Source organism: Nonomuraea terrae, from assembly GCF_004348995.1.
GTDB lineage: Bacteria > Actinomycetota > Actinomycetes > Streptosporangiales > Streptosporangiaceae > Nonomuraea > Nonomuraea terrae.
In genome coordinates this window covers 1-13601 of the sequence record NZ_SMKQ01000231.1, presented here as the reverse complement: position 1 = coordinate 13601, position 13601 = coordinate 1, and the positions used below count along the sequence as shown (strand labels likewise).

Sequence of the window (13601 nt, the reverse complement as noted above, 5' to 3'; positions counted from 1 at the left end):
TTCAACACCACCATCGGCGTCGTCGCCACCGACCTCGCCCTCACCAAGGCCCAGTGCGGCAAGCTGGCCGCGGTGGCCCACGACGGCTTGGCCCGGGCCATCAGACCGGCGCACACCATGACCGACGGCGACACCGTCTTCGCCCTGGCCACCTGCGCCCGCCCCGCCCCGGACCACGACACGTTCCAGGACGTCCTCGCGACCGCCGCCGACGCGTTCAGCCGCGCGGTCGCGCACGCCGTCCTGGCCGCCACCGGACGCGAGGACGCACCCGCGTACCTCGACGTGTTCCCGAGCGCAGTACGGAAAGAGACATGACCTTCGACCTCGCATGGCCCGCCGGCCTGCCCATCGGCGACGAATGGACGGAGACCGCGGACACCACCGACGTGATCTTCCCCTATGACGGCTCCGTGGTCGCCGCGGCCCCGCTGGGCACGGCCGAGCACGCCCGCCGCGCCCTGGAGGCGGCCCTCGACGTGGCCCCCGCGATGGCCGCGCTGCCGTCGCACGCCCGCCGCGCCGCACTCACGCACGCCCATGACGCCCTGGCGGAACGGCGTGCGGAGTTCGAGCGGCTGCTGGTCCTGGAGACCGGGAAGCCGTTGGTGGACTGCAAGGTCGAGGTGGCCAGGACGCTCGTCACCCTCGCCACGGCCGCCGAGGAGGTGGCCAGGCTGCACGGCGAGACGGTGCCGCTCGACCTGCTGCCCGCGGGTGAGGGGCTGATCGGGTTCTGGACGCGCCGGCCCATCGGCGTCGTCGTCGGCGTCACCGGCTACAACTACCCGCTCCTCCTCGCCGCCCACAAGATCGCGCCGTCCGTGGCCGCGGGCTGCCCGGTGATCGTCAAGCCGGCTCCGGCGACCCCGCTGGCCACGCTCTGGCTGGTTCACCTCCTGCGCGAGTCCGGCGCGCTGCCGCCGGCCGGCGTCCAGCTCGTCACCGGCGACGTCGAGGTCGGCCGGACCCTGGTGGAGGACCGGCGGATCGGCGCGGTGTCGTTCACCGGCTCCGCCGCCGCCGGACACGCCATCGCGCGCAACGCGGCCCCCACGAAGGTGCTCCTGGAGCTGGGCTCCAACGCGGCCCTCGTGGTCGCGGCGGACGCCGACCTCGAGGCCGCCGCCGACGCGGTCGTGCGCGGTGGTTACTACGCCTCCGGCCAGGCGTGCATCTCGGTGCAGCGGGTGCTCGTCGAGGAGCCCGTACGCGAGCGGTTCCTGTCCCTGCTGAGCGAGCGCGTCAAGGACGTCTCCGTCGGCGATCCCCGCCTGCCGGACACGCGCGTCGCCCCGCTCATCGACGACAAGACCACCGAGCGCGTCCTGGAGTGGGTCGCCACGTCCGGCGCCGAGGTGCTCGCGGGCGGGCACCGCGACGGGCGGGCCGTCGCGCCCACGGTGCTGGACGGTGTCCCGGACGGAGCCGCCGCCTGGGACGAGGAGATCTTCGGGCCGGTGGTGTGCGTCCGCTCGGTGCCCGACCTGGACGCCGCCTTCGCCGCGGTCAACCGGTCGCGGTACGGGCTGCACGCCGCGGTGTTCACCCGCTCGCTGGCCACGGCGTTCGCCGCGATCGAGCGGATCGAGGCCGGGGGAGTGGTGGTCAACGACGTGCCCGGGTTCCGGGCCGACAACATGCCGTACGGGGGCGTCAAGGACTCCGGCGCCGGCCGCGAGGGCCCCCGCTTCGCCATTGAGGAGCTGACCGTCACCAGGATGGCCATCATCCGGCCGTAGCCGCTCCGGCCCGGCCGTGCGTACCTGTCATGGTGGTGGCCGGCCGAGATGCCGGCCAGGGCGGCTCGGTGATGCGGGAGCCGCTGCCAGGGCGGGCTCGATGATGCGGGCGGCTATTCTCCGGGCGGGAAGTCGTCGCCGCGATCGCCGCCGCCGGGGTCGACCGGCGGACCGTTCACCGGCGCTTCGCCACCCGTGAGGCCCTGCTCACCGCCGTGTTCGAGGCGAAGCTCGACTCCACGGAGCGGGTCCTCGACGAGGCGCGGCTCATGGACCCGCCTGTCCCCGGGGCGCTGCACCGCTACGTGGAAGGCATCGTCCCGGTGAGCCGCGAGTGGCTGTGGGAGACCCGCCGCCTCATACGCGCCGACCCCGCGGCCAACGCGCGGCGCGAGGAGCAGATCGCCCGCCTCGACAGGTTCGTCCAACGGGCGGCCGACGAGAGGTTCCTGCGGCCCGACGTGCCCCCGGATCGGCACGCGCCCTGCTGACCCAACTGGTCGACACGGTCGCCCACCGGTTCCCCTCGATCGACCCGCCGCAGGCCGCCGAACTCGTCATCGACACCCTGCTGAACGGCGTCGGCCGGCGCTGACTCCCGGGCAGCGCAACGGCCGGGACCGAACCGGCCCCGGCCGTCGATTCCGCGCGGTGTGACCGCTCCAGCCGTCAGAGCTCCAGCGTCAGAGCTCCAGCGTCAGAGCTCCTGCGGTGCTAGAACTACCGGCGGTATCAGAGCTCCCGGCGGTGTCAGAGCTCCGTGCGCACCATGTGCAGGTGGTGCCGGATCACCGGTGCGCTGTCGCGCGCCAGGTCCTTCACCCATCCGGAACTCCCTCGCCGGAGCTGTCGCTCACCCAGCCAGAGCGCGTGTTCATGCGCTTCCCGCTGGAGTCGCAGCCAGGCGCGGTCGAAGCGGTGACCGTTCCTGGCGACCACGGCGCGCAGATCCCTGCGCTGCTCGGCGCTGGGGGAGTCGGGCAGGCTGACGCGGAGCCGCCTGGCGGCCTCGCGGAGCCGCGCGTCCAGCCTGCCGTGGTCACGGATCAGACGCGCCGCGATGCCGCGGACATCTCGGTCACGCGACTCGCGCAGCGCGGCCCGTCCGGCCGCGATCTCGGCGAGATGCCCTCGGTGTGCCTCCCTCAGGTACGCCCTGTCCTGGGCCGAGACACGCTGCGCCCAGCTCACGGGGGCGACCGCGGCGGTCTCCGGCGTGGGGGACTGCGCCTGGGCGGCGGGGGCGAGGGTGAAGGCCAGCACGGCCGCGGCACCCGCGGGGACTAACTTCCGTGCCGCTCTCATAGGTCCTCCTTTCGTAGGACCCGTGCCCGCTGCCCGATCCGGTCGGGAGTATTCGTGTTAATTCGGCGGATCGAAACGCCCGTCCACGGCGGTCCATCCGCCGTCCACGTAGAGCACGGAGCCTGTCACGAAGCTCGCCGCGTCACTGGCCAGGTAGACCACCGCCCCGGCCATCTCCTCCGCCCGCGCCCAGCGCCCCAGCGCGCTCTTGGCGGCGTACGCGTCGTACCAGCCGGGATTGTCCTTGATCTGCTTCGTCAGCGGCGTCTCCACCACGCCGGGCGCGACGGCGTTCACCCGGACGCCGTGCGGGCCGAACTCGGCCGCGGCCGTCCGCAGCAGCTGCACCAGCCCGGCCTTCGTGGCCGAGTAGACACCCTGCCCCGGCTCGGTGACGGAGGCCCGGATCGAGGCGAACCCGATGATGGAGCCGCGCCCGCGTTCGACCATCCCGGCCCCGAAGGCCCGGACCACGTCGAACGACGCCCGCAGGTTCAGCGCCACCACCCGGTCGAACTCCTCGCCGGAGTAGTCGAGCAGCCGCTTGCGCACGTTCATCGCCGCGGTGAACACCAGCACGTCGGCCGGGAAGCGCGCGGCGAGGTCGCGCACCGCGCCGGCGTCCAGCACGTCGACCTGCCGGGCCTCGCCGCCGCACCCGGCGGCGGTCTCCTTCGCGGTGTCCAGGTCGCGGTCGGCGCACACCACGGACGCCCCGTGCGCGGCCAGCGCGAGCGCCGCCTCCCTGCCGATGCCGCTCCCGGAGCCGATCACCACGGCTCGCCGCCCGTCCAGGCGGAACAGCGCGTCATATCCCATACGAGGCACCCTAGCGACTGGTCAGACCAGTGCACCAGGTCTACCCGGCCATGAACATCACGCCGCCTCCGGCTGAGGGGTGAGGTCCACCGGCACACGCGATTCCCCGTACGGTCGGGCTGTGAGCCTGGAAGATCGGAAAGCCGCGAGCGGGCCCGTCCTGGAGTGGCGGCGCGGGCGGGTCCTCGCGTCGGCCGCCGTGCTGGTGGGCGTGCTGCTGGCGTTTCCCGCCGTCGTGCCCGACGCCGTGGGCAATCTCGGCAGCCTGCTGGAGACCTTCCTGCCCTGGGGCGGCCTGGCCGTTCCGGCGCTACTGGTCCTGGCGCTGGCGCGTCGCTCGGCCACCGCGCTGGTGGCGCTGGTGCTGCCCGCGGCGGTCTGGGCCGCCGTCTTCGGCGAACGGTTGCTACCGGCCGATCAAGGGGCGGTTCACGACCTGACCGTGCTCCAGCACAACGTCGACGACGGCAACCCCGACCCGGCGGCGACCGCGCGAGCCCTGGCGGGGGCGGGAGCCGACCTCATCGCCCTGCAGGAGCTGACGACCGGCGCCCTGCCCGTCTACCAGGCCGTCCTGGCTCCCGGCCATCCCCACCACGCGGTCGTGGGCAGTGTCGGGCTGTGGTCGGAACACCCTCTGACGGACACTCACCCGGTGGACATCAGGCCCGTGGGCGTCGGACCGGACTGGAACCGGGGGATGCGGTCCACCGTACGGACGCCATCGGGTGACATGGCGGTCTACGTCGCGCACCTGCCCTCGGTCCGCATCCGGTTACCCGGCGGCTTCGACACCGGATGGCGCGACGAGAGCGCCGCCGCGCTGGGCGCCGCCGTCACCGCCGAAGAAGTGGACAGGATCGTGCTGCTGGGCGATCTCAACGCCACCCTCGACGACCGCGGCCTGACTCCGGTCACCTCCCGGCTGACCCCCGCGCAGGACGGGTTCGGCTTCAGCTGGCCCGCCGCGTTCCCCCTGGCCCGGATCGACCATGTCATGACCCGCGCGGCGATCCCTGTCACCACCTGGACCCTGCCCGCCACCGGCAGCGACCACCTGCCGGTCGCCGCCCGCATCAAGCTGTAGGACCAGTGCTGCTCGGATCACCGGCCGCGGAGCACGTCGCCGGGCACGGCTTCCGGACGCCGGCCGTCAGAGTCGGCTCGGCGGACGAGGCACGGGCTCCTCGGGGGACGGTGTCAGGGGGTGGCTTCCCAGGTGGCGCGGGTGATCTCGTATTCGACTTCGCCGTGTTCCGATCCCGGGATGGGCTCGGGCCAGTCAAGACGGAAGGTGCGCGCCAGGCGCAGGCCGCACTTCTCCATGACCCGGCGCGAGCCGAGGTTGACCATCATCGTCTGGGCGAACACGCGCCGCGCGTCCAGCTCCGTGAACGCCTTGTCGATCAGTGCGCGTGAGCCCTCCGTCGCGTAGCCCTTGCCCCAGGCGGCCTTGTGCAGGCGGTAGCCGAGCTCGGGCTCGTCGGCGGGGCCGCCGGCCGCCGGTCGCAGATGGAACCAGCCGAGGAAGTCGCCCGTCGTCTTCTTCTCGGCCGCGAAGAAGCCGCCGCCGATGAACCGGGGCAGGGTCCGCTCCACGATCACCTCGCGCGGGGTCGGCTTGCCGCCGTTGAGGTAGCGCATGACCTCGGGGTCGTTGTGGAGGGTGTACAGGCGGTCCTCGTCGGACGGCGTGAAGCGGCGCAGCACCAGCCGCTCGGTCTCCAGATATACGTGCACCGACGCACGGTATCGGGCCAGACCGACCGGTTTCGAGTAATTTTCGGCCACCCGTCGCGAGCGAATATGTAAGGCGGCTTGCGAAATTGTTGTAAGGCGGCTTACGGTTTTCGTCATGATCGACATGGAACCGCCGTCGTTCGACGAACTGCAGGCCCGGTACGGCCCGCCGGTCGGAGTGGAGGACGCGCGCGCCCACTGGGGCACCCTCGTCCGCGCCGCCAAGGACGGCACCACCACCCTGATCACCCGTGAGCGCTGGGAGTTGGCCGCCCTGGTGCCGCTGTCGCGGGTGTCCGGGGTGCTGAGCGGTCTGCCGGTCCTGTCGCTGTCGACGGCCCGCGCCAAGCTCGGCGATCTCGTCCGTCAGGCCGCCCAGCCGTACGACGAGGGCCCCGTGCTGCTGACCCGCCACCGCAGCCCGGTCGCCGCCCTGGTCAGTGCCCGGCGGCTGCTCGGCCGCCCGGCCACCCGCCGCCGCCCGCCCGCCGAGACGCTGCTGGCGGAGGGCCATGCCATCGCACTGGCCGGCGGACCGCTCGGCGGGGTCGTCGCGATCGCCCGCGACCGGGACGGCGAGGTGGTCGCGACCGGCCTCGGCGAGACGGTCGCCGAGGCCCTGCGGTCGCTGGAGGATTGACTACTGCGGCCGGGCCGGTTCGATCACCGCGTCGGGCCCGGGGAAGACGAGGTGCTCGTGGCCGTCGTCGTAACGCACCAGGTAGGGGGGAGCCCCGTCGGCGCCCCGGATTTCGATGATCTCCGCCTTCTTGTTCCCCTGGCCGACGACGTGACCGTGGACGACCAGCTTGTCACCGACGTTCGCCTGCATGGTGGGTTCCTCTCAGGGCTTCGGAGGGTCACCTCCACCTTGCACCAGAGCGGCCCTCGCGCAAAGACGCGGGAATCGCGTACCTTGCCGCCATGCGGGCCTTCGTCATCACAGGGCCGGGCCGCGCCGAGGTCCGGGAGGTCGATCCGCCCCGGCCGGGCGCGGGCGAGGTGGTCGTCGAGGTCGAACGGGCCGGCGTCTGCGGCACCGACATGGAGTTCTTCACCGGCGCGATGGCGTACCTGCGCACCGGCGAGGCCCGCTACCCCGTGCGGATCGGCCACGAGTGGGCGGGGATCGTCCGCGAGGTCGGCGAAGGCGCCGACCCCGGCTGGCTCGGCCGCCGCGTCACCGGCGACACCATGCTCGGCTGCGGCCGGTGCCCCCGCTGCGGGTCGGGCCGGCAGCACCTGTGCGCCGACCGGTACGAGATCGGCATCCGCAACGACTGGCCGGGCGCGCTGGCCGAGCGCCTCCCCGTCCCCGCGCACGCCCTGCAACCCCTCCCGGACGGCCTCGACCCGGTCCTCGGCGCGCTGGTCGAGCCCGGTGGGAACGCGCTCAGGGCCGTCGACGCCGCCGCGCTCGAACCCGGCATGCGCCTGCTGGTCATCGGCCCGGGCACGATCGGCCTGCTGGCGGCCCTGACGGCGGCGGCCCGTGGCGCCGAGGTGCACCTGCTGGGTCTCACCGAGCGCTCGCTCGACTTCGCCCGTTCTCTCGGCTTCACCCGCACCTGGACGGAGCCGCCGGAGCGGCGCTTCGACGCGGTCATCGACGCCTCGAACGGCTCCGGCGCGCCCGCGCTCGCCCTGCGGGCCGTCGAGCCGGGCCGGCGCGTGGTGTTCATCGGGCTGTCGGCCGAGCCCAGCACGGTCGACACCCGCGCGCTCGTGCTCGGCGACATCACCGCCGTCGGCGTGCTCAGCGCCTCGGGCGGCCTGGCGGGCACCGCGGAGTTGTACGCCTCCGGCCTCGTCGATCCCCGCCCGCTGGTGGCCGCCACGGTGGCGCTGGACGAGGTGGCCGGGGTGCTCGCGGGGGAGCGGCGCCCGGAATGGGGCGACGCTCCCAAGATCCACGTGGACCCCCGTCTCCCCGCCTGACTCCAGCCTGGCCCGTGGCCGGTTCCCCGGCGCGTCATCGGCGGTCGTGGCATGCGGCTCATGGGCTCAGGGAGCGATGCCACGTGTAAGACGCCCGCCGCCCTGTTCAGTGCGCCTTCTGCGCCGTTTCTGGCCGTTCCGCCGGATCGGCTGGCGGGCCCGGAGGTCGTATCGCCCCATAAAACTGGAGTCCCATGTTGGGAGGGGTTTGACTCACTGTGAGGGGATGTGGTCATCTCGTGACTTATGTTTCTGACGGGATGATTGGTCCGGGGGAGAACGCTTCATGCCGCACGCCTTTCTGCGCGTGCTCGCCGCCACGTCCGTCGCGGGCTCGCTCCTCGTGGCGCAGCCGTCCGCGACGCGGGCCGAGGCAGGCCAGCCTGTCCAGGGCCAGGTGCCCACGCCTGTCCACGCCCAGGCGGGAACGCCGAAGCCGGTGCGAGCGCAGGCGAGGACGCCGAAGCCGGACCGGGGGCAGGCGGCCGGTGTCGACCTGAAGCCCGTGCCGGGGGTCGAGGAGCCGTCCGGCGCCGTCGTCGCCGTCCCGGAGCGGCCGTCGCTCGCCCTTCGTTCCGCCGGCGACGACGCGGCGGGGCCGCAGGCACCCGAGGTCACCACGCCGGCCGGGCCGGCGCTCGCCCGCGAGGTCAGCGCGCGTGCCGCCGCCGTCCAGGAGGAGCAGGGGGTCGGCGGGCGGGCTCCCGACGTGCACGGCGTGCTGCCGGACACCGCCGGAGCCCGGCTGCTCACCCTGGTGAAACCCCTCGCCCCGATCGCTGAGGTGCTCGACCGGCTCGGCGAGGGCGCGGGTGAGCGAGTGGGGGCGTCCAAGATGACGTACCGGTTGTGCGTCGAGAGCGCGGACGTGCCGGTTTCGTGTTCGGTGCGGCGGCTGGTCGGCGTGCCGGCCGCGGCGGACGTGACCGCCGACGACCGGCCCGACCTGGCCGCGACCCTGGTGCCCGCCGCACTTCCCGGCAAGGAGGTCGGCCTGCGGTTCGCCGTGCGGCGGCTGGGGCGTGCGGACCTCAAGGCGCTGGTCTGGGCGGAGTACGACGGCAAGGTCTCCGTCGGTTTCGACGGCCTGCGCCGCGGCTCGTCCCTGTCGGCGGCCGACCGGGGGACGTTCACCGTGGCGGGCGGGCGTGTCACGGCCGACGTGGAGCGCACCGAGCCGGGCGCGTCCGCGGCCGTGGTGGCCGGCCTGACCGGCCGCAGCGCCGTGAGCCTGCGCCAGTCGCCCGCCACCGGCCGGCTCACCGTGAAGGCCGCCCTCGACCCCCTCACCCTGGACGCCACCGCCTCCGCGCCCGCCCGGCTGGAGGCGCTCGCCGTGACGGGCCGCCGCTTCACCCACGCCGCGCTCGACCGGATGCCCGCCCGCGCCGAGGTCCGGCTGTCGGGCGGCCGGGTCGCCTTCACCGGATCCGCCCCGGCCGGCGACGCGCGCGTGCACGACTTCACCTACCGCGACGGCCGCCTCACCAGGGTGACCGACGTCGAGCTCCAGCGCGTCCCCCGGTCGTTCAACGCCCGCTACACCACCACGGACGCCGGGCAGACCCTCACCGTGGACGCGGCCGCGCCCGCCGGCGCCGCCCGCCTGCTGTACTCCGACGTGGCCGGGACCGTGCTGAAGTCGGAGCTGAGCGAGCTGCCCGCCCGGCTGCGCCTGGCCAACGACCTGGCCGCGCACCGCGTCACGCACACGGCGAGCTCACCGGTCGGCAGGTTCGCCGTCGTGCTGCAGCGCCGTGGAGGCGCCCTCGCCGCCCCGAGCGGCTCCCACGTCACCATGATCAAGGACGGCGCCGCGCTGGGCGTCTCGGCCCTGCTGACGGACGTGTCCGGTTTCGACGTCGCGTACGGCTCCAGGCCGCACGCCCACCTCGACCTGGCCTCCGCCGGCCGGTCGTTCGTGGGCGCCGCCAGCGTGGACCGCACCCGCCTGGCCCGCGTGGAGCTCTCCAACACGCCCGCCACCGTGGACGTCACCCTCGACCCCGCCAAGGGGACGGCCGCCTACCGGGCGTCCGGCGCGATCGACCGGCTGCGGGCCGCGTACGCCGATCTCGGGTCGGGGCCGGTCATCGACGGCACCGTCCTCGGCGTGCGGGGCGACGTGACGGCCGCGTGGGAGCTGGGCGAACGCTCGTCCGTCAAGGTCACGACCGCCGCCGAACTCCGCCAGATACGGATTTATGCTGGTAAAAAGCCCGGCCCCTCCGGCGAGGACGTCCGCGCCCGCATCGACGGCCTCCGCGAGCACGCCGAGCTCGTCGCCGCGCCCGGGACGCTCACCTGGACCGCCGACGCCCCCGTCGCCGCCGTCTCCGCCCTCGCCAGGGGCACCATGGGCGGCCGGTACGTCCGCGCCGCCGCCGAGGTCCGCGGCGTCCCGGCCCGGTTCGACGCCTCATGGAACCCGGCGTCGTACCGCTTCCGCGGACTGTCCGGCCCGGTCGGATCGGCGGCGCTGGCCTTCACCAACCACGACGGCGCCACCGCGCCGACCGGGCCGCACCTCGCGGCCCACCACGATCAGGCGAGCGGCGACCTGGACGCCAGCGTGCAGGTCGAGGGCCTGTCGCACGTGGAGTTCGGCCCGTCCGCGCAGGGGTTCGCCGCCGCCTTCCGCGCGGCCCGCCAGACGCTCGCCGTGGACGCCGACGTCACCAGGGGCGACGACCGCTTCGGGCTGGCCGGCACGCTCGGGCCCCTGCCCGGCAGGCTGGCGGTCTCGTCGGAGGGGGGCCGGCTGACGTACTCGGGTTCGCGCCTGGACGTGCGTGCCCGCGCCTGGCTCGGCAAGAGCGCGGCCCTCGCCCGCATGCGTTCCGCCCCCGCCGTGCCGGACGGCGTGTCGCTGGTGGACGGCGCGTGCCGCGAGGGCTCGCCGGGCTGCGCGCCGGGCGCGTTCTGCCTACCCGGGCGCGGCTGCTTCGGCCTGCAGGCCCACCTCGACGTACGCGGCCTGCCCGAGCAGGTGTCGGTGGACCCGGCGACCGGCACGTTCACCTTCTCGGGCTTCCGGCCCAGGCGGCGGAGTCTAGCGGTCTACCTGGACAGCGGCGTCCTGTCACCCGTGCCGGTCAAGGCCGGCGCCACGCTGACCGGGCTGCCGTCCACGATCACCCGCATGTCGCTCGGGCCGTTCGGCGCGGGCGGGAACGCCGTGCGGGCGGCGTACCGGATCGAGCCCGCCGCCACGCTCGGCGCGCTGGACGTGCGGGCGGAGGCGGGCGGGGTGCGCGGTCACGTCGCGATCGACCCGGTGCCCGCCGCCGTGGCGGTGGACGGCGCGTACGGCGCCCGCACCCGCGTCCGCGTCCGTAACTCGGCGGCCGTGCGCAAGCTCACCGCCGAGGTCACCGTGCCGGGCAGGGGCACCGGGGCGCTGCGTTTCGCCGACGTGCCCGCCGCCTTCGGGGTGGACGCCGACGCCTCGGCGGCCGGGCTCGGCGTGCCGGCGGTGACGTACAAGGCCGAGGGAGGGGCGGGCACGCTCGACGGGAGCCTCGGGGTGGAGGGCCGCCTGGTGGACCCGTCGGGCCGGCTCGGAGACGTGTCGCTCGCGGTCGAGGATCTGGCCGCCGACACCACGATCCGTCTCAACCCGGACCGGTCGCTCGACCTGGTCTCCCGGCCCGCGCCGACCGGACGCGTCACGCTGCACGCCGGGCTCAGGGTGGACCCGGTCGCGCCGCAGCGTGTCGCGGTGCGCAAGGAGGTCCCGTACACGGGCGGGTTCCTCACCTACCACGTCGGCGGCCGGTTCGCGCTCGCCAGGAGCGTGGTGCGGGACGTGTCGCTGGAGGCCCGGCGGGTGTCATGGCTGCGGGTGCGGCCCGGCCGGATCCCGTTCGGCCTGAAGGCGCCTGCGGCGCTCGGATACGTCACCCCGGGCTTCGAGGGCGCCTACGGCAGCCTCAGGATCGCCGCGACCGGCGTCGACCTGCGGCCCGACATCCGCCTCGACGTCCGGCTGAGCCGGGAGATCGGCGACGATGTCTTCCGTGAATCGGTGCGCATCGGCCCGTCCGACTCGCTCGACCTGCGCCGCTACGACCAGCGGATGCGGCGGATCGGGGCCCGGCAGGAGATCAGGGCGGCCGGGGTCGGCCTGGCCTGTGTCACGGTCGCGGCCAAACCGGGTTTCGCCGCCCGCGCGTCCGGCGGCGCCCTGACGCTGCGCGGCGCCGACGGCCCCCAGATGGTCTCCCTGCTGGACCTCGGCGGCCAGGCGCCCGACTACGCGGTGGACCTGCTCACCTCCTTCATGAGCCCGTTCCCCGGCGCGGACTGGCAGGTCTCCGGCGCCGAGGCGGGCGGCTGCCGCGCCTCTAGTGAGGCCGGCGCAGCCCGGCGATGAGCAGCTCGACCAGGCGGCGCGCGTCGTAGCGCGGGTCGGTCTCGGCGCCGATGCACAGGTTGCCGACGCCGCGCATGAGTGCGTACGCGTCCACGTCGGAGCGGGTCTCGCCGGCGCCGGCCGCGGCGTCGAGCAGCCGGGCGCACACGGGCACCAGCCGGTCGAGGAAATAGGTGTGCAGCGTCTGGAAGCCGGCGTCGTCGGACTGCAGCACGGCGGCGAGACCGTGCTTGGTGACCAGGAAGTCGACGAACAGGTCGATCCATCGCCCCAGCGCGGCGTGCGGGCTCCGGCTGCTCTCCAGCAGGGACGGACCGGCCTCGGCGCACGCCTCCACCTGGTGCCGGTAGACGGCGATGATGAGATCCGCCCGGGTCGGGAAGTGGCGGTAGATCGTGGCCGTCCCGACGCCGGCCTTGGCCGCGATGTCGCGTACCGGCGCTTCGACGCCGGAGGTGACGAAGACCTCGGCGGCCGCGTCGAGCAGGGTCTCCTTGTTGCGCCGGGCGTCCGCCCGTTTGGGCCGGGTGGTATCGCTGTCGTTCACCGTGCCGTTCCCTCCGCTCTCGAGCTTGCTAAACGGGACAACGTTCCGTATCGTCAAGCGGGACATTGTTCCGTTTGCTCATGATGCCAGAGCAGCGCACCGGCGTCCAAGCCGTGCGCTGACGCCAGGCTTCACCCGATAGAGGAGACACGGCCATGCAGTACCGCACGTTGGGCCGCACCGGCGTACAGGTCAGCACTCTCGCGCTCGGCGCGATGAACTTCGGCCGCATCGGGCGCACCACCCAGGGCGAGGCCACCGCCATCGTCGACGCCGCCCTCGAAGCCGGGATCAACCTCATCGACACCGCCGACATGTACAGCGGCGGCGAGTCGGAGGAGATGGTCGGCAAGGCCATCGCCGGCCGCCGCGACGACGTCGTGCTGGCCACCAAGGCGAGCATGCCGATGAGCGACGAGCCCAACCACCAGGGCAGCTCGCGCCGCTGGCTGGTCACCGCGCTGGACGACAGCCTGCGCCGCCTCGGCGTCGACCACGTCGATCTCTACCAGATCCACCGGTGGGACCCGGCGACGAGCGACGAGGAGACGCTGTCGGCCCTGACCGACCTGCGGCGCGCGGGGAAGATCCGCTACTTCGGCACCTCGACCTTCCCCGCCTACCGCCTCGTGCAGACCCAGTGGGCCGCCCGCGAGCACCACCTCGGCCGTTACGTCACCGAGCAGCCCAGCTACTCGATCCTGCAGCGGGGCGTCGAGGCCCACGTACTGCCCGTGACCGAGCAGTACGGGCTCGGCGTGCTGGTGTGGAGCCCGCTGGCCTCGGGCTGGCTGTCGGGCGCCGTCCGCGAGGGCCGGGAGGTCGCCACGAACCGCTCGGCGTTCATGCCGGAACGCTTCGACGTGTCCATTCCGTTCAATCGCGCCCGGCTCGACGCGGTCGAGAGGCTGGCCGAGGTCGCCGACCAGGCCGGTCTGACGATGATCCAGCTCGCGCTCGGATTCGTGACCGCGCACCCGGCCGTGACCGGCGCGATCATCGGCCCCCGCACGCTGGACCACCTCAACGCGCAGCTCGCCGCCGCCGGCACGGTGTTGCCCGCCGACGTCCTCGACGCCATCGACACGATCGTCGCACCCGGCACCGACCTGGCCGCACACGAGAAGTTCGACAC

At 73.9% G+C, this 13601-nt stretch carries 13 protein-coding genes; 8 read left to right on the top strand and 5 right to left on the bottom strand.

Annotation, left to right across the window (positions count from 1 at the left end; translation table 11 throughout):
• The 3 genes from E1286_RS40560 to E1286_RS49620 form a co-directional block, all read left to right on the top strand.
• The coding region (locus E1286_RS40560; RefSeq protein ID WP_187368294.1) for a P1 family peptidase at window positions 1-318 on the top strand (318 nt) is incomplete at its 5' end.
• The gene (locus E1286_RS40555; RefSeq protein ID WP_132621578.1) at window positions 315-1742 is read left to right on the top strand and encodes an aldehyde dehydrogenase family protein; all 1428 of its coding nucleotides are present in this window, start codon (window positions 315-317) and stop codon (window positions 1740-1742) included. The genes E1286_RS40560 and E1286_RS40555, both read left to right, overlap by 4 nt.
• A 215-nt stretch (window positions 1743-1957) precedes the next feature.
• On the top strand, window positions 1958-2233 hold the full coding sequence (locus E1286_RS49620) for a hypothetical protein (protein WP_223190861.1): 276 nt from the start codon (window positions 1958-1960) through the stop codon (window positions 2231-2233).
• Window positions 2234-2492: 259 nt separating this feature from the next.
• Here E1286_RS49620 and E1286_RS40545 read toward each other — a convergent pair whose 3' ends face one another.
• Window positions 2493-3047, bottom strand: coding sequence for a DUF4142 domain-containing protein (locus tag E1286_RS40545; protein WP_132621576.1), 555 nt, complete (start codon window positions 3045-3047; stop codon window positions 2493-2495).
• A 57-nt stretch (window positions 3048-3104) separates the two neighbouring features.
• Window positions 3105-3866 carry an SDR family NAD(P)-dependent oxidoreductase gene (locus E1286_RS40540; protein ID WP_132621574.1) on the bottom strand — a complete coding sequence of 254 codons (762 nt, stop codon included), beginning with the start codon at window positions 3864-3866 and terminating at the stop codon, window positions 3105-3107.
• Between the two features lie 127 nt (window positions 3867-3993).
• On the opposite strand from E1286_RS40540, the gene E1286_RS40535 reads away from it, so the two are divergent.
• Complete coding sequence (locus E1286_RS40535) at window positions 3994-4953, top strand: endonuclease/exonuclease/phosphatase family protein (RefSeq protein ID WP_132621580.1); 960 nt, start codon at window positions 3994-3996, stop codon at window positions 4951-4953.
• 113 nt (window positions 4954-5066) lie between these two features.
• Here the strand turns inward: E1286_RS40535 and E1286_RS40530 are convergent, their stop codons facing one another.
• A complete protein-coding gene (locus E1286_RS40530; protein WP_132621572.1) occupies window positions 5067-5606 on the bottom strand; it encodes a GNAT family N-acetyltransferase in 540 nt (179 codons plus the stop codon).
• A gap of 115 nt (window positions 5607-5721) precedes the next feature.
• Here E1286_RS40530 and E1286_RS40525 point away from each other — a divergent pair, with 115 nt between their 5' ends.
• Window positions 5722-6246, top strand: coding sequence for a type II toxin-antitoxin system prevent-host-death family antitoxin (locus tag E1286_RS40525; RefSeq protein ID WP_132621570.1), 525 nt, complete (start codon window positions 5722-5724; stop codon window positions 6244-6246).
• On the opposite strand, the gene E1286_RS40520 is transcribed toward E1286_RS40525, so the two are convergent.
• Entirely contained in the window at window positions 6247-6438 is a 192-nt protein-coding gene (locus tag E1286_RS40520; protein WP_132621568.1) for a DUF1918 domain-containing protein, read from the bottom strand.
• A 92-nt stretch (window positions 6439-6530) separates the two neighbouring features.
• Here E1286_RS40520 and E1286_RS40515 point away from each other — a divergent pair, with 92 nt between their 5' ends.
• Together E1286_RS40515 and E1286_RS48490 are read left to right on the top strand one after the other, a co-directional pair.
• Complete coding sequence (locus E1286_RS40515; RefSeq protein ID WP_132621566.1) at window positions 6531-7544, top strand: zinc-dependent alcohol dehydrogenase; 1014 nt, start codon at window positions 6531-6533, stop codon at window positions 7542-7544.
• A 286-nt stretch (window positions 7545-7830) separates the two neighbouring features.
• A complete protein-coding gene (locus tag E1286_RS48490; RefSeq protein WP_165970136.1) occupies window positions 7831-11919 on the top strand; it encodes a hypothetical protein in 4089 nt (1362 codons plus the stop codon).
• Here the strand turns inward: E1286_RS48490 and E1286_RS40505 are convergent.
• A complete protein-coding gene (locus E1286_RS40505) occupies window positions 11891-12532 on the bottom strand; it encodes a TetR/AcrR family transcriptional regulator (RefSeq protein WP_132621564.1) in 642 nt (213 codons plus the stop codon). The genes E1286_RS48490 and E1286_RS40505 overlap by 29 nt on opposite strands.
• 89 nt (window positions 12533-12621) lie before the next feature.
• On the opposite strand from E1286_RS40505, the gene E1286_RS40500 reads away from it, so the two are divergent.
• A partial coding sequence (locus E1286_RS40500; protein ID WP_132621562.1) for an aldo/keto reductase occupies window positions 12622-13601 on the top strand: 980 nt, incomplete at its 3' end.

What these genes read in the sequence shown, in the direction of transcription:
- E1286_RS40555 (WP_132621578.1), top strand. Translation starts at nt 315, where the DNA reads ATGACCTTCGACCTCGCATGGCCCGCCGGCCTGCCCATCGGCGACGAA.
- E1286_RS40545 (WP_132621576.1), bottom strand. Translation starts at nt 3,047, where the DNA reads ATGAGAGCGGCACGGAAGTTAGTCCCCGCGGGTGCCGCGGCCGTGCTG.
- E1286_RS40540 (WP_132621574.1), bottom strand. Translation starts at nt 3,866, where the DNA reads ATGGGATATGACGCGCTGTTCCGCCTGGACGGGCGGCGAGCCGTGGTG.
- E1286_RS40525 (WP_132621570.1), top strand. Translation starts at nt 5,722, where the DNA reads ATGATCGACATGGAACCGCCGTCGTTCGACGAACTGCAGGCCCGGTAC.
- E1286_RS40520 (WP_132621568.1), bottom strand. Translation starts at nt 6,438, where the DNA reads ATGCAGGCGAACGTCGGTGACAAGCTGGTCGTCCACGGTCACGTCGTC.
- E1286_RS40515 (WP_132621566.1), top strand. Translation starts at nt 6,531, where the DNA reads ATGCGGGCCTTCGTCATCACAGGGCCGGGCCGCGCCGAGGTCCGGGAG.
- E1286_RS48490 (WP_165970136.1), top strand. Translation starts at nt 7,831, where the DNA reads ATGCCGCACGCCTTTCTGCGCGTGCTCGCCGCCACGTCCGTCGCGGGC.
- E1286_RS40505 (WP_132621564.1), bottom strand. Translation starts at nt 12,532, where the DNA reads ATGTCCCGCTTGACGATACGGAACGTTGTCCCGTTTAGCAAGCTCGAG.